Source organism: Streptomyces sp. NBC_01515, assembly GCF_045040345.1.
Lineage (GTDB): Bacteria > Actinomycetota > Actinomycetes > Streptomycetales > Streptomycetaceae > Streptomyces.
On sequence record NZ_CP109416.1, the window covers coordinates 7,455,547 to 7,475,546 of the forward strand.

Sequence of the window (20,000 nt, forward strand, 5' to 3'; positions counted from 1 at the left end):
TGAATAGGAAGTGCGGGGATACGCAACGGCGCACGCCCGGCACAGCGGGAGGGGCGTGCGCAACTGGCGGCTGAGAGGGGTTTGTTCGTGCCTGCTTTCTCACACAGCACCACATCGACTACGGCAACGGAAACGACGGCGATCGCGGTACCACCGTCGCTCTCTCTCCCGGTGATCGAGGCGGCGTTTCCCCGGCAACTGCATCCGTATTGGCCGAGGCTCCAGGAGAAGACACGTGTCTGGCTGCTGGAAAAGCGCCTCATGCCGGCGGACAAGGTAAGGGAATATGCCGACGGTCTTTGCTACACGGACCTGATGGCCGGGTACTACTTGGGCGCACCGGACGAGGTGCTCCAGGCGATAGCGGACTACAGCGCGTGGTTCTTCGTCTGGGACGACCGCCACGACCGGGACATCGTGCACCAACGCCCCGACGCCTGGCGGCGGTTGAGGTTCCGGTTGCACGCGGCACTGGATTCACCACGGCACCATCTGCTCCACCCGGATCCCCTGGTCGCCGGGTTCGCCGACAGCATGATGCGGATCTACTCGTTCCTGCCCGACACCTGGAACGCGCGGTTCGCCCGGCACTTCCACGCGGTCATCGAGGCCTACGACCGTGAATTCCGCAACCGCACCGAGGGGACCGTCCCGACGGTCGAGGAATACCTCGCGCTGCGCCGGCTCACCTTCGCCCACTGGATCTGGACCGATCTGCTGGAGGCGAGCGCGGGACTCGAACTCCCGGACACGGTGCGGAAACACCCGGGATATCGCCGGGCGGCCCTGCTCAGCCAGGAATTCGCCGCCTGGTACAACGACCTCTGCTCGCTGCCGAAGGAACTCGCGGGCGACGAGGTCCACAATCTCGGAATCAGCCTCATCAAGCACGAGGGGCTGACCCTTGAGGAGGCGGTCGCCGAACTGAGGCGCCGTATCGAGGAATGCATCACCGAATTCCTCGTCGCGGAACAGGACACCTTACGTCTCGCCGACCGGCTCGACGACGGCACCGTGCGCGGAATGGAATTGAGCGCCGCGGTACGGACCTGCCTCGGCAATATGCGGAACTGGTTCAGCACCGTCTACTGGTTCCACCACGAGTCCGGCCGTTACATGGTCGACAGCTGGGACGACCGGTCCACACCCCCGTACGTCAACAACGAAGCGGCAGGTGAGAAATGACCGTCGAGTCTGTGCGGCCCGCGGCACCCGAGGTGCCGGAGCTGCTTGAGCCGCCCGTCGCGGGCGGCAGGATCCCGCTTCTCGGCCACGGCTGGAAGCTGGTCCGCGACCCCCTGGCCTTCATGGCCCAACTCCGCGACCACGGCGACGTGGTGAGGCTCCGCCTCGGCCCGAAGACGGTCTACGCCGTCACCGCGCCGGCCCTCACCGGCGCCCTGGCGCTGAACCCCGACTTCATCATCGCGGGCCCGCTGTGGGAGTCCCTGGAGGGACTGCTCGGCAAGGAGGGCGTGGCCACGGCCAACGGGCCCCTGCACCGGCGCCAACGGCGCATCATCCAGCCCGCGTTCCGGCTCGACGCGATCCCCGCGTACGGGCCGATCATGGAGGAGGAGGCGCACGCGCTCACCGAGCGCTGGCGGACCGGCGAGACGATCGACTGCACCTCCGAGTCCTTCCGGGTCGCGGTGCGGATCGCGGCCCGCTGTCTGCTGCGCGGCGACTTCATGGACGAGCGCGCCGAGCGGCTGTGCGTCGCGCTCGCCACCGTCTTCCGGGGCATGTACCGGCGGATGGTGGTACCGGCGGGGCCGCTCTACCGGCTGCCCCTCCCGGCCAACCGCGAATTCAACCGGGCACTGGCCGATTTGCATCTCCTCGTCGACGAGATCGTGGCCGAGCGACGCGAATCTGGTCAAAAGCCGGACGATTTGCTGACGGCATTGCTGGAGGCGACGGACGACAATGGCGACCCGATCGGGGAACAGGAGATCCACGACCAGGTCGTCGCGATCCTCACCCCGGGAAGCGAAACAATCGCGTCCACGATCATGTGGCTGCTCCAGGTCCTCACCGAACACCCGGAACACGCCGACAAGGTACGCGAAGAGGTCGAATCCGTGACGGGTGGCCGCCCGGTGGCATTCGACGACGTCCGCAAGCTCACGCACACGAACAATGTCGTCGTCGAGGCGATGCGGCTGCGTCCCGCCGTATGGATATTGACGCGGCGGGCGGTCGCCGACGCCGAACTGGGGGGCTATCGGATTCCGGCCGGGGCCGACATCATCTACAGCCCGTACGCCATCCAGCGCGACGCGCGTTCGTATGCGCACAACGAGGAGTTCGACCCCGACCGCTGGCTTCCGGAACGGTCCAAGGACGTACCGAAGTTCGCCATGAGCCCGTTCAGCAACGGCAACCGGAAGTGTCCCAGCGACCACTTCTCGATGGCCCAACTGAGCCTGATCACGGCGGCGGTGGCCACGAGGTACCGCTTCGAGCGGGTGTCCGGCTCCGACGACACCACCCGCGTCGGCATCACCCTGCGCCCCAACCGGCTGCTGCTCAGGCCCGTGTTGAGGTGAGACGCGAAGGCGTACGTTCAGGCGGCTTCCGGGCCCCTGAACGTGCGTCGGTAGGCGTTCGGGGTGGTGCCCAGCGCCCGGACGAACTGGTGGCGCAGGGCGGGTGCGGTGCCGAAGCCGGCGCGCCAGGCGATCGCGTCCATCGTCTCGTCCGTCCCCTCCAGCAACTGCTGGGCCAGCAGCACCCGTTGACGCAGGATCCAGCGGTACGGAGTGGTCCCGGTCTCCTGCTGGAAGCGGCGGGCGAAGGTCCGCGGTGACATGTGGGCACGGGCGGCGAGCTGTTCGACGGTGACCTCCTGGTCGAGGTGCTCCGCCATCCACACCAGCACCTCGCCCACCGTGTCGCACTGCGAGCGCGGCAGCGGCCGCTCGATGTACTGGGCCTGGCCGCCGTCGCGGTGCGGCGGTACGACCATCCGCCGCGCGATGGCGTTGGCGACCTCCGGCCCCTGCTCCTTGCGCACGATGTGCAGACAGGCGTCGATACCGGCCGCGGTGCCGGCGGACGTGATCACCGGGTCCTCGTCGACGTACAGCACATCGGGCTCCACGACGACCTTCGGGTACCGCTGGGCGAGCAGCTCCGCGTGGTGCCAGTGCACCGCGCACCGCCGTCCGTCCAGCAGCCCGGCGGCGGCCAGCACGAACACGCCCGAGCAGACGCTGAGCACCCGGGCACCCCGGTCCACGGCCCGTCGCAGGGCATCGAGAAGTTCCTCCGGGTACTCCCGCTCCGCATAGGTCGCGCCGGCCGGTACCGCGATGAGGTCCGCGGTCTCCAGGCGCTCCAGGCCGTGGTCGACGGTCAGGGAGAAGCCCGCGTGGGTGGTGAGGGTCGGTCCCTCGGCCGAGGCGACCGCGAAGTCGTAGACCGGCAGTCCCTCGTCGCTGCGGTCGAGGCCGAACACCTCGCAGACGACGCCGAGTTCGAAGGGGGCGACTCCGTCGAGCAGGACCACGGCCACGTTTGTCAGCATGCTGCCAGTGTGCCCCCGGAATGGCAGTAAATCGAGGGTGTACGGCAGTCCTGCCACTCACGGTAAGGAGTCAAAAGGACGAGACTCATGTCCATGAACACAGCCGTGGACAACCTCATCGCCCTCCTCACCGTCGTCGGCATCTTCGTGGCCGTGACCTTCCCGTCGCTGCTCGGCATCGCGCACGACCGGCGCGTCGACCGTCAGATCCGCACCGCCCACCGGGTCATCACTTCGACACCACGACGGTGACCGACCATTCCTGAATGCCCTTGCACGAGATCTTGTGCGGCGCGGTCGCACACAGCGGCCGGGACGACGTGAGCTTCACGGTCCCGGCCGACACCGCCTCGTACGCGTTGCTCGCGTCGCCGGGCCGGATCAGGATCCCGCTGTTGGTGGCCTTCAGGCCGCTGCCCACCGTCTTGACCGGCGCCCAGGGGCGGGTGGTCGTCCCGTCCAGCAGGATGCGGACGGTGTTGCCGGTCGTCACGCAGAACGTGCCGTTCGTGTCGGTGGCGGCGAGTGTCTCCTTCGCCGTACAGGCCGACCCGCTCTTGCTCGGTGTGGGGGAGGACGACGGCGACACACTGCCGCTGCCGGTGTCGGACTTCGTGCCGCCGCAGCCCGTGAGGGCGAGTGCCAGGGTGGCGACGGCGAGGGACGGACCGAGAATCGATCGGCGCATGGGGGGCCTCCTTTGTCCCTTTGACGTGTCACGGTCGTATCCGGATCCCCCGTGAACTGTGAAGTATTCGTGGACATGACAGAGCCCCGGCCGCTGCGAGACGACCGGGGCCCGGCTCATGAGGAGGTCAGCCGGTCGTCACGGCGGTGTCGTCGACGACGAAGCTGGTCTGGAGCGAGGAGTCCTCGACTCCGCTGAACTTCAGGGTGACGGTGGTACCGGCGAAGGCCGACAGGCTGAAGGACTTCGCGACGTACCCGGTGGCCGCGTTGAGGTTGGAGTAGGTGGCCAGGGTGGTCGATCCGGCGGTGACCGTCAGCTTGTCGTACGCGGTGCTGGTGGTGGTCTCCGCGGTGTCGACGTGCAGGTAGAAGGTGAACGTCGTGGCCGTGCAGCCGGACGGGACCGTCACCGACTGGGACAGCGTGTCGGTGTGGGTCGAGCCGTACCCGTCGAGCCACGCGTAGTACGAACCGGCGTGTGCCGACTCGCCGCTGTCGTTGGTGATGACCCCGCTGCTCGCGGTCCAGGTCGTGTTGCCCGACTCGAAGCCCGCGTTGCCCAGGAGCTGGGTCGAGGTGCAGCTGCCGCCGCCGGAGGTGCTGACCGTCCAGGTGAAGGAGGCCGAGCCGGAGGCGCCGGTGGAGTCGGTCGCGGTCACCGTGACGGCGTAGGTGCCGGCGGTGGACGCGGTGCCGGAGATCAGCCCGGTCGAGCTGCTGATCGACAGGCCGGTCGGCAGCCCGCTCGCGCTGTACGTGAGGGTCGCGCTCGCGCTGTCCGAGGCCGAGATCTGCAGGCTGGCCGTGGAGCCGGTCACGGTGGACTGGCTGCCCGGGTTGGTGACGGTCACCGTGTTGCCCGTGGTGGTGCCGGAGGTGAAGGCGGCGGTGCCGTCGGGGGTGCCCCAGCCGGTCGGGCCGTCGTAGCCGGTGCCCGCGGTGCAGAAGTAACTCGTCGTGCAGGAGCCGTTGTTGCCGCTCGTGACGTCGTACAGGTTGCTGGTGTGGGAGTAGGGGTACTTCGCCGGGTAGTCGCTGGTGCCCGGGGTGCCGGCCAGCGCGTAGACGCCCGCGATGATCGGGGACGAGGCGCTGGTGCCGCCGTAGACCGCCCAGCCGGAGCCGCCGTAGGTGTCGTAGACGGCCACGCCGGTGGCGGGGTCGGCGACGGCGGAGACGTCGGCCTCCATGCGCTTGGTGCAGCCCGTGTCGGTCTGCCAGGTCGGCTTCGCGTCGTAGGCGGAGCAGCCGGAACCGCCGCCCTCGGTGCTGCTCGTCTTCCACACGGACTCGGTCCAGCCGCGGGTGGTGGACGACGTGGACAGCGCGGTGCCGCCAACTGCGGTCACGTACTGGGATGTTGCCGGGTACTCGGCACCGTAGGCCTCGTCACCGGAGGAGACGGTGATCGCGACACCCGGGTGCTTGAAGTACGAGGTGTCCTCGGAGGTCTGCGTGGAGGCCTCGGAGCCGCCCCAGCTGTTGGAGACGAACTTCGCGCCCAGGGCGACGGCCTCGTTCTCGGCGGTGCCGAGGTTGGCGTCGGTGGCCGAAGTGGCCTCCACCAGGATGATGTTGCAGTTCGGGCAGACCGCGCTGACCATGTCGATGTCGAGCGCTTCCTCGCCCGCCCAGCCGGTGTCGTTCGTCGGCAGGGAGGTGGTCGAGCCGGTCTGGCTGACCTGCTTGAAGCAGCCGCTGGCCACGGTGCAGGCCGACAGCCCGAAGTTGGAGCGGTAAGTGGCCAGGTCCGAGGCCGCGTTGGGGTCGTTGTACGCGTCGACCACCGCGACCGTCAGGCCGGAGCCGCCGGTCGAGGGAAGCGCGTACGCGCTGTGCAGGTTGGCCGGGCTCAGCCCGGACACCGCGGCTGCGGCGTCCGCGTGCACGGCGGAGGCCAGTCGCTGCTTGATGTCGGTGCGCCGCTGGGCGAAGCAGGACGCCGAACCGGGGGCCGCGGTCGCGCAGAGGCGCTCGGTCGGCACCTTCTGCCCGGCCTTGCCGGTCGAGTGGACGGCCTGGGCCGCGGGGGACGTCAGGGCCTTGGAGTTCTGGGTGACCTTGGAGACCTGGGCGGACTGGACGGCGGCCTGTGGGGCGGGCTGCGCGTCGGCGGGGGAGGCCGCCACGAGCCCGAAGACGCTGAGGGTGAGGGCGGGTACGGCGGCGGTCAGCAGTCTTCGCAGACTCCGTCTGGGCTTCTCACGCATGGGGTACTGCCTCCATCGTTGGAGTGGGGTTCCTCGGCGTGGTGGCAGGCCTGTGACGCGCGTAGCGGCGGCAGATGACGTCGTCATGGGCATGACACTTTGAGCGTCCTGTGGGGCCATTGATGAATGACATGAACAGGACGGGTGGAACGTAGCCGGGGCGACGAGACCGCGAACAGACGCACCCCATGAACTTTGCCGCTCCATAGAAACTCCATGGACGGCCCATGGAAGCTCCATGGGCCGTCCGCGAAGTAAGACACAGATAAAGGGCGACCGGGGGTCGGCCGGGTGGGGCTAGAAGTCCTCGTCCAGGTCGACCGTGCCCTCCACCGCGACCTGGTACGCCGACGGGCGGCGCTCGAAGAAGTTGGTCAGCTCCTGGACGCCCTGCAACTCCATGAAGGAGAAGGGGTTCTCGGAGCCGTACACCGGGGCGAAGCCCAGCCGCTGGAGGCGCTGGTCCGCGACGCACTCCAGGTACTGGCGCATCGAGTCGGTGTTCATGCCCGGCAGACCCTCACCGCACAGGTCGCGCCCGAACTGCAGCTCCGCCTCGACGGCTTCGCGCAGCATGTCGGTCACCTCCTGCTGGAGCTGGTCGTCGAACAGCTCCGGCTCCTCCTTGCGGACGGTGTCGACCACCTCGAAGGCGAAGCTCATGTGCATGGTCTCGTCGCGGAACACCCAGTTGGTGCCGGTGGCGAGGCCGTGCAGGAGACCCCGGCTGCGGAACCAGTAGACGTACGCGAACGCGCCGTAGAAGAACAACCCTTCGATGCACGCGGCGAAGCAGATCAGATTCAGGAGGAAGCGGCGGCGGTCGGCCTGGGTCTGGAGGCTGTCCAGCTTCTCGACCTCGTTGATCCACTTGAAGCAGAACTCGGCCTTCTCGCGGATGGAGGGGATGTTCTCCACCGCGTCGAAGGCGGCCGTCCTGTCCTCCGGGTCGGGCAGGTAGGTGTCGAGCAGCGTCAAGTAGAACTGGACGTGCACGGCCTCCTCGAAGAGCTGACGGCTCAAGTACAGCCGCGCCTCGGGGGAGTTGATGTGCTTGTACAGCGTCAGCACGAGGTTGTTCGCCACGATCGAGTCACCCGTCGCGAAGAACGCGACCAGCCGGCCGATCATGTGCTGCTCACCCGGCGTCAGCTTCGCGAGATCGGCGACGTCCGAGTGGAGGTCGACCTCCTCGACGGTCCAGGTGTTCTTGATCGCGTCCCGGTAGCGCTCGTAGAAGTCCGGGTAGCGCATCGGGCGGAGGGTCAGCTCGAAGCCCGGGTCGAGGAGGTTCTTTTCGGTGGAGCTCATTACTGGCAGGCCTCGCAGGACTCGGGGTTCTCAAGAGAGCAGGCGACCGCGTCTTCGTCGGGGGTCAACTGCTGTACGGGGATGGGGGTTTGGGTTTGAACCTGGGCCTGGGCCGCGCGGGCGATGCGGGTCGCCGGGCGGGAGCGCAGGTAGTACGTCGTCTTCAGGCCCTGCTTCCAGGCGTACGCGTACATCGAGGAGAGCTTGCCGATCGTCGGCGTCTCCAGGAACAGGTTCAGGGACTGGGACTGGTCCAGGAACGGGGTGCGGGCGGCGGCCATGTCGATCAGGCCGCGCTGCGGGATCTCCCACGCCGTGCGGTACAGGGCGCGGACCTCGGCCGGGATCCAACTGAAGCCCTGCACCGAGCCGTTGGCCTCGCGCAGGGCCTCACGGGTGCGGGCGTCCCACACGCCGAGCTGCTTCAGCTCGTTCACCAGGTAGGAGTTGACCTGGAGGAACTCGCCGGACAGCGTCTCGCGCTTGAAGAGGTTCGAGACCTGCGGCTCGATGCACTCGTAGACACCCGCGATGGACGCGATGGTGGCGGTGGGCGCGATGGCCAGCAGGAGTGAATTGCGCATGCCGGTCTGGGCGATACGTTCCCGCAGCGCGGCCCAGCGCTCCGGCCAGGTCAGCTCCACGTCGTAGTGGTCCGGGTGCAGGACACCGCGGGCCGTGCGGGTCTTCTCCCAGGCGGGCAACGGGCCGTTGCGCTCCGCGAGTTCGGCGGAGGCCTCGTACGCGGCGAGCATGATGCGCTCGGCGATGCGCGTCGAAAGGGCCTGCGCCTGCGGGGAGTCGAAGGGGACGCGGAGTTTGAAGAAGACGTCCTGGAGGCCCATCGCGCCCAGGCCGACCGGGCGCCAGCGGGCGTTGGAACGGCCCGCCTGCTCGGTCGGGTAGAAGTTGATGTCGACCACGCGGTCCAGGAAGGTGACGGCCGTGCGGACGGTCTCGTCCAGCCGCTCCCAGTCGATGTCGTCGCCGACCACGAACGCGCCGAGGTTCACCGAACCCAGGTTGCAGACCGCCGTCTCGCCGTCGTCCGTGACCTCCAGGATCTCCGTGCAGAGGTTGGAGGAGTGGACCGTGTGGCCCGGCTCGGCCGTCTGGTTGGCGGTGCGGTTGGCCGCGTCCTTGAAGGTCATCCAGCCGTTGCCGGTCTGCGCGAGGGTGCGCATCATGCGGCCGTAGAGGTCACGGGCCGGGATGGCCTTCTTGGCGAGCCCCTGCGCCTCGGCCTTGCGGTACGCGGCGTCGAACTCGTCGCCCCACAGGTCGACCAGCTCGGGCACGTCGGCGGGGGAGAACAGCGACCAGTCGCCGTTCTCGTTCACCCGGCGCATGAACTCGTCCGGGATCCAGTGCGCGAGGTTCAGGTTGTGCGTACGGCGGGCGTCCTCACCCGTGTTGTCCCGCAGCTCCAGGAACTCCTCGATGTCGGAGTGCCAGGTCTCCAGGTACACCGCGGCGGCACCCTTGCGCCGGCCGCCCTGGTTCACCGCGGCGACCGAGGCGTCCAGCGTCTTCAGGAACGGGACGATGCCGTTGGAGTGCCCGTTCGTGCCCCGGATCAGCGAACCCCGGCTGCGGATGCGGGAGTACGACAGCCCGATGCCGCCGGCGTGCTTCGAGAGGCGGGCGACCTGGTGGTAGCGGTCGTAGATGGAGTCCAGCTCGTCCAGCGGGGAGTCGAGGAGGTAGCAGGACGACATCTGGGGGTGCCGGGTGCCGGAGTTGAAGAGCGTGGGGGAGGACGGGAGGTAGTCCAGGCGGCTCATCAGGCGGTAGAGCGCGGCCACTTCGTCCAGGGCGCGGGTGCTGTCGTCCTCGGCGAGACCGGCGGCCACGCGCAGCATGAAGTGCTGGGGGGTCTCGATGACCTTGCGGGTGATCGGGTGCCGCAGGAGGTAACGGCTGTACAGGGTGCGCAGGCCGAAGTAGCCGAAGCGGTCGTCGGCGCCCTCATCGAAGGAGGCGGCGATCAGCGCGTCGAGGCGGGCCGCGTGCAGCGTCGCGAACTCGGCGGTGCGGTCGGCGATGAGGCCCTCGCGGTGGCCCACGGCGACGGACTCGGTGAACGTCGTGACGCCCTGGGAGGCGGCCTCGGCGGCGATGCTGACCGTCAGCAGCCGGGCGGCCAGCCGGGAGTAGACCGGGTCCTCGGAGATGAGGCCGGCGGCCGCCTCCGTGGCCAGCTCGCGCAGTTCCGCCACGTCCGCGTGCGCGGACCGGCCGCGCAACGTGGCGGCGGCGACCCGGCCGGGGTCGGCGTCGGGGAGGTCGGCGGTCAGCTCGGTCAGGGTCCGCAGGATCGCGGTACCGGGGCCGTCGGCGCCCTGAACAGCCGTACCGGGAACGTCGGTTCCGGGTCCGGTCGCGGTCGCTACGATCGCCTCGTTCACCTGGGTCGCTGATGCCGGCTCTGCTGGCGCGATGGTCACGGTGGGGCTCTCCCTCGCTCGGCACGGGGCCTCGCCGAGGGCAGGCGGCAGTACACGAGCGCACGGGGCGTCGCGTCCACCGGCCCACTCCACGAGGCCCGGACGTCATGCGCCTGGCCGGGTGGCCGGACGCGAGCTGTCGGCAGGTCCTCGGACTGACCATGCGTGCATATGCACGTAAGTACACCGTTGCGGGACAGTTCCGGATTCGCACCGGATTCCCCTGCGGCGACAGCGAGCATGAGCATACATCTTGTGCTCGCCTGTCACGTCACCACCAGATGTTGTGTCGCGGTGGTTTCAGAGTGTCAGCTTGTAGGTGAGCAGAGTGAGATCGTCCAGGTGTGGCACGGGGTTCCAGTCGCGGTCGGGGGTGCGGACGAAACCCAGGCGTTCGTAGATGCGGTGGGCCGCGTGCATGGAACTCTGGGTCGACAGGACTACGGCCTCGCAGCCCTCGGTGGCTCGGGCACGGTCGATGCAGGCGCGGACGAGGGCCTCGCCTGCGCCTCGGCCGCGGGCGGTGCGGGCGATCGCCAGTGCGCGGATCTCTGTCTCGCCGGGTCGCGCTATGTCGGCGACCGGGCCGGGGCCGGGGACGAAGGTGACTCCGCCGAGGAGGTGGTCGCCCTCCACGGCGACGAGGACTTCGGCTGCTGCGGCTCGGCTTGCTACGTCCTTCAGTACGGGGAGGTAGGGGTCGTCGTCGCCGTAGTCGAGGAGGCCGTCGTCGAGGTAGGCGTGGGCTGTGAGGGTGCCGAGGTCTTCGTATTCGGTGGGGTTGGCTCGGCGGATGAGGATGTCCATGGGGGTCAGTGTGTACGAACAGCGGGCCGCCGAGGGGGGTGCTCCCGGTGGCCCGCTGCGGGTCGTGTGTGGCTGGTCGCGCAGTTCCCCGCGCCCCTGGGTGGGGACGGTCAGCCTGCGTTAGTGGGTTGCCCCTGCTGTTGCCGGAGGTAGTTCCACCTCTACGCCCGGGTCGCCCGCGTCCGCCGTGTAGTCGGCGGGGCTTGTCTCGTCCACGCCCTCGGGGGCCTTGAACGCCTTCAGCGCGAACGTGAGGACCACCGTCACCACGACGTTCATCACGAACGCCGTCAGGCCGATGTAGCCGATCTCGCCGATGCCGGGGATCTCCTTGGACGAGCCGCCGAAGTGGTCCTGGGTCGGGGAGGCGACCCCGTACGCGGCGAGGGTGCCGTAGATCATGCCGACCGCCCAGCCGGTGAGGAGGGCCCAGCGGTGGGGCCAGCGGGTGAAGAGGCCGCCCACCAGGGACGGGAAGGTCTGGAGGATCCAGATGCCGCCCAGGAGCTGGAAGTTGATGGCGACCGTCTTGTCCATCGTCAGGACGAAGGCCAGGGCGCCCACCTTCACCAGGAGGGAGACGATCTTGGAGACCTTTGTCTCCTGGGCCGGGGTCGCGTCCGGCTTGATGAAGTCCTTGTAGATGTTGCGGGTGAAGAGGTTCGCCGCCGCGATGGACATGATCGCCGCGGGGACGAGGGCGCCGATGCCGATCGCCGCGAAGGCCACGCCCGCGAACCAGTCCGGGAACATGTTCTCGAACAGCTGCGGGATCGCCAACTGGCCGTTGGTGACCTTGACTCCGGCCGCGATCGCCATGAAGCCGAGCAGCGCGAGCAGGCCCAGCATCAGTGAATACAGCGGCAGGATCGTGGTGTTGCGGCGGATCACGTTGCGGCTCTTGGAGGAGAGCGTCGCGGTGATCGAGTGGGGGTACATGAACAGGGCCAGCGCCGAGCCCAACGCCAGTGTGGCGTACGTCCATTGGCCCGCCGGTGCGGGGACGAGTCCGCCCGCCCCGGCCGCCTTGAACTTGGCGCCCGCCGCGCTGAAGATGTCGTCGAAGCCGCCGAGCTTGATCGGGATGTAGATGATCGCCACCGTGATGACGAGGTAGATCAGCCCGTCCTTCACGAACGCGATCAGCGCGGGCGCCCGCAGGCCCGATGAATAGGTGTACGCCGCCAGCACCGCGAACGCGATCAGCAGTGGCAGGTCCTTCACGAACCAGTTGGAGTTCGCGCTGCCGCCGACCCCCATGACGTCCAACACGGCCTGGATGCCGACCAGTTGGAGCGCGATGTACGGCATCGTCGCGAGGATGCCGGTGACCGCCACGGCCAGGGACAGCCCCTTGGAGCCGAAGCGCCCGCGCACGAAGTCCGAGGTCGTCACGTATCCGTGCTTGTGCGACACCGACCAGAGGCGGGGCAGGAACGTGAAGATGAGGGGGTACACGAGGATCGTGTACGGCACCGCGAAGAAGCCGGCCGCGCCCGCCGCGTAGACCGCCGCCGGGACCGCCACGAACGTGTAAGCCGTGTAGAGGTCGCCGCCGAGCAGGAACCAGGTGACCCAGGTGCCGAACGACCGTCCGCCCAGGCCCCATTCGTCGAGGCTCTGCTCGTTGTCGGCGCGGCGCCAGCGGGCGGCCAGGAAGCCCAGGACCGTGACGGCCAGGAAGAAGAAGATGAAGACGCCGAGAGCGACGCCGTTCACGCCGTCGTTCACCGGTTACCTCCATGGCGGGTCCGCTGGTCGCGCTGCCACAGCTTGTAGGCGGTCATCGTCAGCACCGTCGAGATCAGCACCCAGAGCATCTGGTACCAGTAGAAGAACGGGACGCCGATGAACGTGGGGTCGATCTTGGTGTAGGAGCCGACCCAGAGCAGCGCCACGAACGGCGCGACGAGGCAGACCGCGATGACGACGCGGGCCGGTGTCACCAGCGGTGGTGCCGGTTCGGGCGGAACTTCGGGTACGTCTGACATGTCGCGGCTCCGTCACCTCAATGATCGCCTGTGTAATGCGCAGGCAATCTAGGTCACGGCATCGCGCGTACGGAAGACCTCGTCCGCATATCGGCATGTCGATTCTGTGAAGGCCTGACATCGGTGTCAGCAGCAGCGGAAACCCTGGCGAGGGTCGGCCTCCTGGCGGTCTGTCCGCATGCGTTCGAAGTCGCGGCGGTTCGGGACCTCCGCGTCGGGGTGGTTCCGGCGTACGTGCGCCACGTAGCGGTCGTACGCCGACTCGTCCATCAACTCCCGGACGTACCAACGCACTCCACCGGCCAGCCGGTCAGCCGCCCGCCTCGGCGCCGACCGCATCGCGTGCCACCTCCTCCTTCTCCTCGCGGGTCGGGATCAGCCCGGCCGGTGCCATGATGTTCGACTCGACGTACGGCGTCTCGCTCAGAGTCGAGAGCGCGGGGCGGCGGATGTGTCGAACGCAGACGCGAAGGGCGTCCACGATCACGACCACGACGAGCACCGCGAGAATGGCCGAAAGTACCCCGTCCACCGTGGAGTTGGTGACCACGGTGCGCATGTCGTCCATCGACTTGGCGGGCGGCAGGACCTTGCCCGCGTCGATCGCGTCCTGGAACACCGAGCGTTGCTTGAAGAAGCCGACCTTCGGGTCGCCGGAGAACACCTTCTGCCAGCTCGCGGTCAGGGTGACCGTCGCGTCCCAGGCGAGTGGAATCCCGGTGATCCAGGCCCACTTGAGGCGCCCGGACTTCACCAGGAGGGTGGTGCAGACGGCAAGGGCGACCGCCGCGAGGAGCTGGTTGGCGATGCCGAAGATGGGGAAGAGCTGGTTGATTCCGCCGAGGGGTTCGTGGACGCCGACCCAGAGGAAGTAGCCCCAGAGCGCGCACACGATCGCGCTCGTCAGGGCCAGGCCGGGCCGCCAACTCACGTTCTTGAACGGCCGGTAGACGTTCCCGAGCATGTCCTGGAGCATGAACCGGCCCACGCGTGTGCCCGCGTCCAACGCGGTCAGGATGAACAGCGCCTCGAACATGATCGCGAAGTGGTACCAGAAGGCGCGCAGGCTTCCGCCGGTCACCTTGGAGAAGATCTCCGAGACGCCGACCGCGAGGGTGGGCGCCCCGCCGGTGCGGGACAGCAGGCTCGCCTCGTCGACGTTCTTCGCGGCCTGCGCGAGGTCGGCGGGGGAGATGTGATAGCCCCAACTGCTCACCACCTGCGAGGCGTTCTGCACCGTCGTGCCGATCGCGCCGGCCGGGGCGTTCATCGCGAAGTACAGACCCGGGTCGATGACGCTCGCGGCGACCAGCGCCATGACCGCGACGGACGACTCCATCAGCATGGCGCCGTAGCCGATCATGCGGATCTGGGTTTCCTTCTGGATCATCTTCGGGGTCGTGCCGCTGGAGATGAGCGAGTGGAAGCCGGACAGGGCGCCGCAGGCGATCGTGATGAAGACGAAGGGGAAGAGCGAGCCGGCGAAGACCGGGCCGTTGCCGTGCTTGGCGAAGTCGGTGACGGCGGGCATCTTCAGGGCGGGCAGGGCGACCACGACGCCGATCGCCAGCAGGCCGATGGTGCCGATCTTCATGAAGGTGGAGAGGTAGTCGCGCGGGGCGAGCAGGGTCCAGACGGGGAGGACCGAGGCGACGAAGCCGTAGCCCACCAGCCAGATCACCAGCGTCGAGGGCGCGAGGGTGAAGGTGCCGGCCCAGGACGACTCGGCGACCCAGCGGCCCGCGACCAGGGCGAGCAGCAGCAGGGCGACGCCGATGAGGGAGACCTCGGAGATGCGGCCGGGGCGAAGTACCCGTAGGTAGAAGCCCATCAGGAGGGCGATCGGGATGGTCATGCCGATGGAGAAGGTGCCCCAGGGGGAGGAGGCCAGCGCGTTCACGACGACCAGGGCCAGCACGCCGAGCAGGATGATCATGATGGCGAAGGTGGCGACCAGCGCGGCGGCGCCGCCGAACGGGCCGATCTCCTCGCGGGCCATCTGCCCGAGTGACCTGCCGTCGCGGCGGGTTGAGAAGAACAGGACCACCATGTCCTGGACCGCGCCCGCGAAGATGACCCCGGCGATGATCCAGACCGTGCCGGGCAGGTAGCCCATCTGCGCGGCGAGTACGGGTCCGACGAGCGGGCCCGCGCCGGCGATCGCGGCGAAGTGGTGGCCCAGCAGGACGCGGCGGTCGGTGGGGTGGTAGTCGATGCCGTTGTCGAGGCGTTCGGCCGGGGTGGCCCGGGTGCCGTCGACCTTCAGGACCCGGTACGCGATGAACTTCGCGTAGAAGCGGTAGGCGATGGCGTACGAGCCGAGCGCGGCGGCGACCATCCAGGCGGCCGACACGTTCTCGCCCCGCGCCAGCGCGAGCACGGACCAGCCCGCCGCGCCGACGAGCGCGACGAGGGTCCAGACGACGATGGTTCGGACGTTCGCGGTACGCACCGGGTTGCCCTCCCGTCCATGCGGCGACGGGTGGAACGTAGAGCAACCCGGGTAACTCCGTAAGTCCCCTAGTCCTGCGGGCGCTTGAGTCGCGCCACGAACTTGTAGCGGTCGCCCCGGTACACCGACCGCACCCACTCCACCGGCTTGCCCTCCTTGTCGATGGAGTGGCGGGAGAGCATCAGCATGGGCAGGCCGACGTCGGTGCTGAGGAGGCCGGCCTCGCGCGGGGTGGCCAGGGAGGTCTCGATGGTCTCCTCGGCCTCGGCGAGGTGGACGTCGTAGACCTCGGCCAACGCGGTGTACAGGGACGTGTACTTGACGAGCGACCTGCGCAGGGCGGGGAAGCGCTTCGCGCTGAGGTGGGTCGTCTCGATGGCCATCGGTTCGGCGTTGGCCATGCGGAGGCGCTCGATGCGCAGGACCCGGCCGCCGGCGGTGATGTCGAGCAGGTCGGCGAGGGTGTCGTCGGCGGTGATGTAGCCGATGTCGAGGAGCTGCGAGGTCGGTTCGAGGCCCTGGGCGCGCATGTCCTCGGTGTACGAGGTGAGTTGGAGGGCCTGCGAGACCTTCGGCTTGGCGACGAACGTGCCCTTGCCCTGGATGCGCTCCAGGCGGCCCTCGACGACCAGTTCCTGAAGTGCCTGGCGCACGGTGGTGCGCGAGGTGTCGAACTCCGCGGCCAGGGTGCGCTCGGGCGGGACCGGGGTGCCGGGCGGCAGCGTCTCCGTCATGTCGAGAAGGTGTTTCTTCAGGCGGTAGTACTTCGGCACACGCGCGGTGCGGACGGTGGCCCCACCCTCGTTCTCCGCACTGCTGACGTCGGTGCTCATGCTCCGCCTTCCGGGCTCCGGACAAGGGTCACTTGGTGATCCCCTCTGTATACCGTCGCCGTCTCTTTTGGTCTAGTCCACAGCGCCAAGTGGTCTAGCGGAAGAGAGTACTCCGGCGCCGTTGTTTTCGCTGCCTTCTTACTTAAAGGTTCCTGCATATGTAGGTCGCATAACGGCTGGTCAGGGGTGTTTCGGGGGCTCTTGACAGGCCCTGTGGTCTGGTCCAAGCTCCCGGTACTGGTCTACACCATTGGTTCAGGTCCCGGCTCTTGGGCGGGAGGTGTGGCAGGCATCCCTGAGGAGGGTGGCGTGAAGCGCAAGCTGATAGCCGCGATCGGTATCGCGGGCATGATGGTCTCCATCGCGGCGTGCGGGGGCAACGACGACAAGAGCTCTTCGAACAGCGGCGCCGACGCCAAGGAGCTGACCGTCTGGCTCACCGTCGACGCGCAGAACAACTGGCCCCAGCTGGTGAAGGCGGCCGACGCGGCCGTGCAGAAGGCCCACCCGGGCGTCAAGATCAAGCACGAGTACTACGGCTGGCCCGACAAGAACACCAAGCTCGACGCGGTTCTCGCCACCGACAAGGTGCCGGACGTGGTCGAGATGGGCAACACCGAGATGCTGAGCTACATGGTCAAGGGCGCCTTCGCACCCGTCGACCCGGCCAAGTTCACCAACTCCTCCGCCTGGCTCGACGGCCTCAAGGCCTCCGTGACCTACGACGGCAAGACCTACGGCGTCCCCTACTACGCCGGTGGCCGCGTCGCCAACTGGCGCAAGGACATCGCCGCTTCGGCCGGCATCAAGTCGACCCCGACCACGTACGCCGAGCTGACCGCCGACCTGGACAAGATCCAGAAGAAGGAAGGCAGCAAGTTCAGCGCCTGGTACCAGCCCACCCGTGACTGGTACGCGGCCATGTCCTTCGTCTACGACGCCGGCGGCGCCATCGCCACCCAGTCCGGCAGTGAGTGGAAGGCCAGCCTCTCCTCGCCCGAGTCCATCAAGGGACTCAACGAGTGGAAGTCGGTCATCGACAAGTACATGCACGGCGACAAGACCAAGGACGAGTCCGACCGTTACATCGTCTACGGCCAGGGCAAGGCGGCCATGATCTTCGGCGCCGCATGGGAGGGCGCGACCGCCGCCGACCCGAAGAACGACAAGACCGGCGGCAAGCTGGCCACCAGCCTCGTCAACTTCGTGATGCCCGGCCCGTCCGGCAAGAACATGCCCGTGTTCCTCGGCGGTTCGGACCTCGCCGTCCCGGTGAAGTCCAAGGCGCAGGCGCTCGCCGCCGAGTGGATCAACGCCTTCACCGGTCCGTCCGGCCAGAAGGGCCTGATCGCCAAGGGCAACCTGCCGAACAACAAGACCGACCTCGCGACGCTGAAGAGCGACCCCGCGACGGCGGTCCCGGCCACCGCGGCCGAGTCCAACTGGTTCGTCCCGATGGCACCGGGCTGGGGCCAGGTCGAGAAGGCCCAGGTCCTGCAGACCATGCTGCAGAACATCGGCACCGGCAAGCAGTCGGTCGAGGACGCCGCGAAGGCCGCGGACACCGCGATCGACAAGGTCATCAACACCAAGTGACCGGGGGCCCTGCCGCCAAACTCCCGCCTGCCCGGCGACGCCTGGCACGCACGCTCGCTGCGTTGCCGAACCGCCCACGTGGCTCCGCCACGAGGACGCTCCGGCGCCTTGCGATCGCACGCACCAGACGCCGCCGGGCCCGCCCTCCGGGCGGACGACGGGAGTTTGACGGCAGGACCCAGTGCGGGGCCCTGTTGGACACCTCGGTGTTCTCGGGGCAGGGCCCCGCCACTCGTACGAAGCACGGCCGTACGACCTGAGGGATCGCTGAGGAGCGCGCGATGAGTGCCGACACGACCACCCCTGCCAAGGTGCCGCCGCCGCGGCAGGCGCCCCCACCGCGCGTCTCCGACGCACCCCGCGGACGGCGGACGTCGAGAGGGGCCGGGGTCCCCTGGCTGCTGCTCGCGCCCTGTCTGCTCATCCTCGGCCTGGTCATGGGCTATCCGCTGGTCCGCCTGGTCACCCTGTCGTTCCAGTCCTTCGGCCAGTCCCAGCTGTGGGGCTTCAAGCCCGCCGAGTGGATCGGCTTCGACAACTTCTCCGGCATCCTCGGCGACGGCGAGTTCTGGGGCGTCGTCGTCCGCACGATCGTCTTCGCGGCCGGCTCGGTCATCTTCACGATGGTCGCCGGCATGGCCCTCGCCCTGCTCCAGCAGAAGGTCTCCGGCTGGGTGAAGACCCTCATCAACGTTGTCCTGGTGGCCAGTTGGGGCATGCCGGTCATCGTCGCGACCACCGTCTTCAAGTGGCTCTTCGACACGGACTACGGCGTCTTCAACGCGCTGCTCAGCAAGTTGCCGGGCGTCGACATGATCGGCCACAACTGGTTCGCCAGCGGACCGCAGGGCCTCCTCGTCATCATGCTGCTCGTGGTGTGGGGCGCGGTGCCCTTCGTGGTGATCACCCTCAGCGCCGGACTCACCCAGGTCCCCCAGGAGTTGGAGGAGGCCGCCCGCCTCGACGGCGCCGGCGCGTGGGGCGTCTTCCGGTACGTCACCCTGCCCATCCTCAAGCCGATCATCGTGATGCTCACGACCCTCTCGGTGATCTGGGACATGGGCGTCTTCCCCCAGGTGTTCGTGATGCGCGGCGGCCACCCCGAGGCCGACTTCCAACTGCTCAGCACCTATTCCTACGACCGCGCGTTCGTCGTCAACGACTACGGACAGGGTTCCGCGATAGCCCTGGTCACGGTGGTGCTGCTGCTCGGGGTCGTCGCCGTCTACATGCGTCAGATGCTTCAGATCGGAGAGGTCGAATGAGCGCGCTCACGACCGACGCGCCCCGGAAGCCGACCGGTGGGCGCCGGAAGTCCAAGGTCGGCTGGAACCTCCTCGGCCTGCTCGTCTTCGTCGTCGTCGGCTTCCCCCTCTACTGGATGCTCGACACGGCGTTCAAACCGGCGAAGGACGCCATCGACCCGGACCCGAGCCTGCTGCCCACCGGCATCACGCTCGACAACTTCCGCCGGGCGCTGGACATCGCCGACTTCTGGGGCCCGGTCGGCCGCAGCCTCATCGTGTCCCTGTCGGTGGTCGTGATCGGCGTCGTCGTCGGCCTGCTGGCCGCGCTCGCCATCTCCCGCTTCGCCTTCCGCGGCCGCAAGGTCGTGATCGTCGGCATCCTCGCGGTCCAGATGGTCCCGCTGGTCTCGATGATCATCCCGGTCTTCCTGCTCCTGAACGACCTCGACCAGTACGACAAGCTCTCGGGCCTGGTCATCACGTACCTGACCTTCATCCTCCCGTTCACGGTGTGGACCCTGCGCGGCTTCATCGTCAACATCCCGAAGGAACTGGAGGAGGCGGCCATGGTCGACGGCTGCTCCCGCACCGGCGCCTTCATCCGGGTCGTCTTCCCCCTCCTGGCCCCCGGAATGGTGGCGACTTCGGTCTACGGCTTCATCCAGGCCTGGAACGAGTACCTGTACGCCCTCATGCTGCTCAGCCAGGAACACCAGACGGCGACCGTCTGGCTCGGCAACTTCACCACCAAGCACGGCACCGAGTACGCCCCGATGATGGCCGGCGCCACGATGATGGCCGTGCCGATCGTCGTCCTGTTCCTCATCGTCCAGCGCAAGATGGCCGCGGGGCTGACCGCGGGCGCTGTGAAGGGATAACGCCAC

17 protein-coding genes and 1 riboswitch are annotated in these 20,000 nt (G+C 68.2%); of the genes, 6 read left to right on the forward strand and 11 right to left on the reverse strand.

Annotation, left to right across the window (positions count from 1 at the left end):
- Nucleotides 1-87: 87 nt before the first annotated feature.
- Together cyc1 and OG407_RS33915 are read left to right on the forward strand one after the other, a co-directional pair.
- A complete protein-coding gene (cyc1, locus tag OG407_RS33910) occupies nucleotides 88-1,185 on the forward strand; it encodes an epi-isozizaene synthase (RefSeq protein WP_405863293.1) in 1,098 nt (365 codons plus the stop codon).
- Entirely contained in the window at nucleotides 1,182-2,552 is a 1,371-nt protein-coding gene (locus OG407_RS33915) for a cytochrome P450 (protein ID WP_405863294.1), read from the forward strand. Before cyc1 ends, OG407_RS33915 begins: the two co-directional genes overlap by 4 nt.
- 17 nt (nucleotides 2,553-2,569) lie before the next feature.
- Here the strand turns inward: OG407_RS33915 and OG407_RS33920 are convergent, their stop codons facing one another.
- Nucleotides 2,570-3,532: a GlxA family transcriptional regulator gene (locus tag OG407_RS33920; RefSeq protein ID WP_405863295.1), complete on the reverse strand. Its 963-nt coding sequence runs from the start codon at nucleotides 3,530-3,532 to the stop codon at nucleotides 2,570-2,572.
- Between the two features lie 87 nt (nucleotides 3,533-3,619).
- On the opposite strand from OG407_RS33920, the gene OG407_RS33925 reads away from it, so the two are divergent.
- The gene (locus tag OG407_RS33925; protein ID WP_405863296.1) at nucleotides 3,620-3,784 is read left to right on the forward strand and encodes a hypothetical protein; all 165 of its coding nucleotides are present in this window, start codon (nucleotides 3,620-3,622) and stop codon (nucleotides 3,782-3,784) included.
- Here the strand turns inward: OG407_RS33925 and OG407_RS33930 are convergent.
- From OG407_RS33930 to OG407_RS33975, 10 genes are all read right to left on the reverse strand, one after another.
- Nucleotides 3,762-4,220 (reverse strand): hypothetical protein, encoded by a 459-nt coding sequence (locus tag OG407_RS33930; protein WP_405863297.1) that lies wholly within the window; start codon nucleotides 4,218-4,220, stop codon nucleotides 3,762-3,764. The genes OG407_RS33925 and OG407_RS33930 overlap by 23 nt on opposite strands.
- A gap of 127 nt (nucleotides 4,221-4,347) precedes the next feature.
- On the reverse strand, nucleotides 4,348-6,432 hold the full coding sequence (locus OG407_RS33935; protein WP_405863298.1) for a putative Ig domain-containing protein: 2,085 nt from the start codon (nucleotides 6,430-6,432) through the stop codon (nucleotides 4,348-4,350).
- 297 nt (nucleotides 6,433-6,729) lie between these two features.
- Nucleotides 6,730-7,743, reverse strand: a complete 1,014-nt coding sequence (locus OG407_RS33940) for a ribonucleotide-diphosphate reductase subunit beta (RefSeq protein WP_405863299.1) — start codon at nucleotides 7,741-7,743, stop codon at nucleotides 6,730-6,732.
- Entirely contained in the window at nucleotides 7,743-10,190 is a 2,448-nt protein-coding gene (locus tag OG407_RS33945) for a ribonucleoside-diphosphate reductase subunit alpha (protein WP_405863300.1), read from the reverse strand. The genes OG407_RS33940 and OG407_RS33945 overlap by 1 nt, the downstream gene beginning before the upstream one ends.
- 123 nt (nucleotides 10,191-10,313) lie before the next feature.
- A riboswitch (cobalamin riboswitch) is annotated at nucleotides 10,314-10,445 on the reverse strand.
- 45 nt (nucleotides 10,446-10,490) lie between these two features.
- Nucleotides 10,491-10,997, reverse strand: a complete 507-nt coding sequence (locus OG407_RS33950) for a GNAT family N-acetyltransferase (RefSeq protein WP_405863301.1) — start codon at nucleotides 10,995-10,997, stop codon at nucleotides 10,491-10,493.
- Nucleotides 10,998-11,117: 120 nt separating this feature from the next.
- The gene (gene mctP / locus OG407_RS33955; protein WP_405863302.1) at nucleotides 11,118-12,728 is read right to left on the reverse strand and encodes a monocarboxylate uptake permease MctP; all 1,611 of its coding nucleotides are present in this window, start codon (nucleotides 12,726-12,728) and stop codon (nucleotides 11,118-11,120) included.
- On the reverse strand, nucleotides 12,725-12,988 hold the full coding sequence (locus OG407_RS33960; protein ID WP_328679169.1) for a DUF3311 domain-containing protein: 264 nt from the start codon (nucleotides 12,986-12,988) through the stop codon (nucleotides 12,725-12,727). The genes mctP and OG407_RS33960 overlap by 4 nt, the downstream gene beginning before the upstream one ends.
- Before the next feature lie 126 nt (nucleotides 12,989-13,114).
- The gene (locus tag OG407_RS33965; RefSeq protein ID WP_405863303.1) at nucleotides 13,115-13,327 is read right to left on the reverse strand and encodes a YbdD/YjiX family protein; all 213 of its coding nucleotides are present in this window, start codon (nucleotides 13,325-13,327) and stop codon (nucleotides 13,115-13,117) included.
- The gene (locus OG407_RS33970) at nucleotides 13,299-15,440 is read right to left on the reverse strand and encodes a carbon starvation CstA family protein (RefSeq protein WP_405863304.1); all 2,142 of its coding nucleotides are present in this window, start codon (nucleotides 15,438-15,440) and stop codon (nucleotides 13,299-13,301) included. Before OG407_RS33970 ends, OG407_RS33965 begins: the two co-directional genes overlap by 29 nt.
- A 68-nt stretch (nucleotides 15,441-15,508) precedes the next feature.
- Complete coding sequence (locus OG407_RS33975; RefSeq protein WP_328679166.1) at nucleotides 15,509-16,273, reverse strand: GntR family transcriptional regulator; 765 nt, start codon at nucleotides 16,271-16,273, stop codon at nucleotides 15,509-15,511.
- Nucleotides 16,274-16,582: 309 nt separating this feature from the next.
- On the opposite strand from OG407_RS33975, the gene OG407_RS33980 reads away from it, so the two are divergent.
- From OG407_RS33980 to OG407_RS33990, 3 genes are all read left to right on the forward strand, one after another.
- Nucleotides 16,583-17,869, forward strand: coding sequence for an extracellular solute-binding protein (locus OG407_RS33980; protein ID WP_405863305.1), 1,287 nt, complete (start codon nucleotides 16,583-16,585; stop codon nucleotides 17,867-17,869).
- Nucleotides 17,870-18,150: 281 nt separating this feature from the next.
- The gene (locus OG407_RS33985; RefSeq protein ID WP_403591042.1) at nucleotides 18,151-19,134 is read left to right on the forward strand and encodes a carbohydrate ABC transporter permease; all 984 of its coding nucleotides are present in this window, start codon (nucleotides 18,151-18,153) and stop codon (nucleotides 19,132-19,134) included.
- Nucleotides 19,131-19,994 carry a carbohydrate ABC transporter permease gene (locus OG407_RS33990; RefSeq protein ID WP_327401385.1) on the forward strand — a complete coding sequence of 288 codons (864 nt, stop codon included), beginning with the start codon at nucleotides 19,131-19,133 and terminating at the stop codon, nucleotides 19,992-19,994. Before OG407_RS33985 ends, OG407_RS33990 begins: the two co-directional genes overlap by 4 nt.
- Nucleotides 19,995-20,000: the final 6 nt, after the last annotated feature.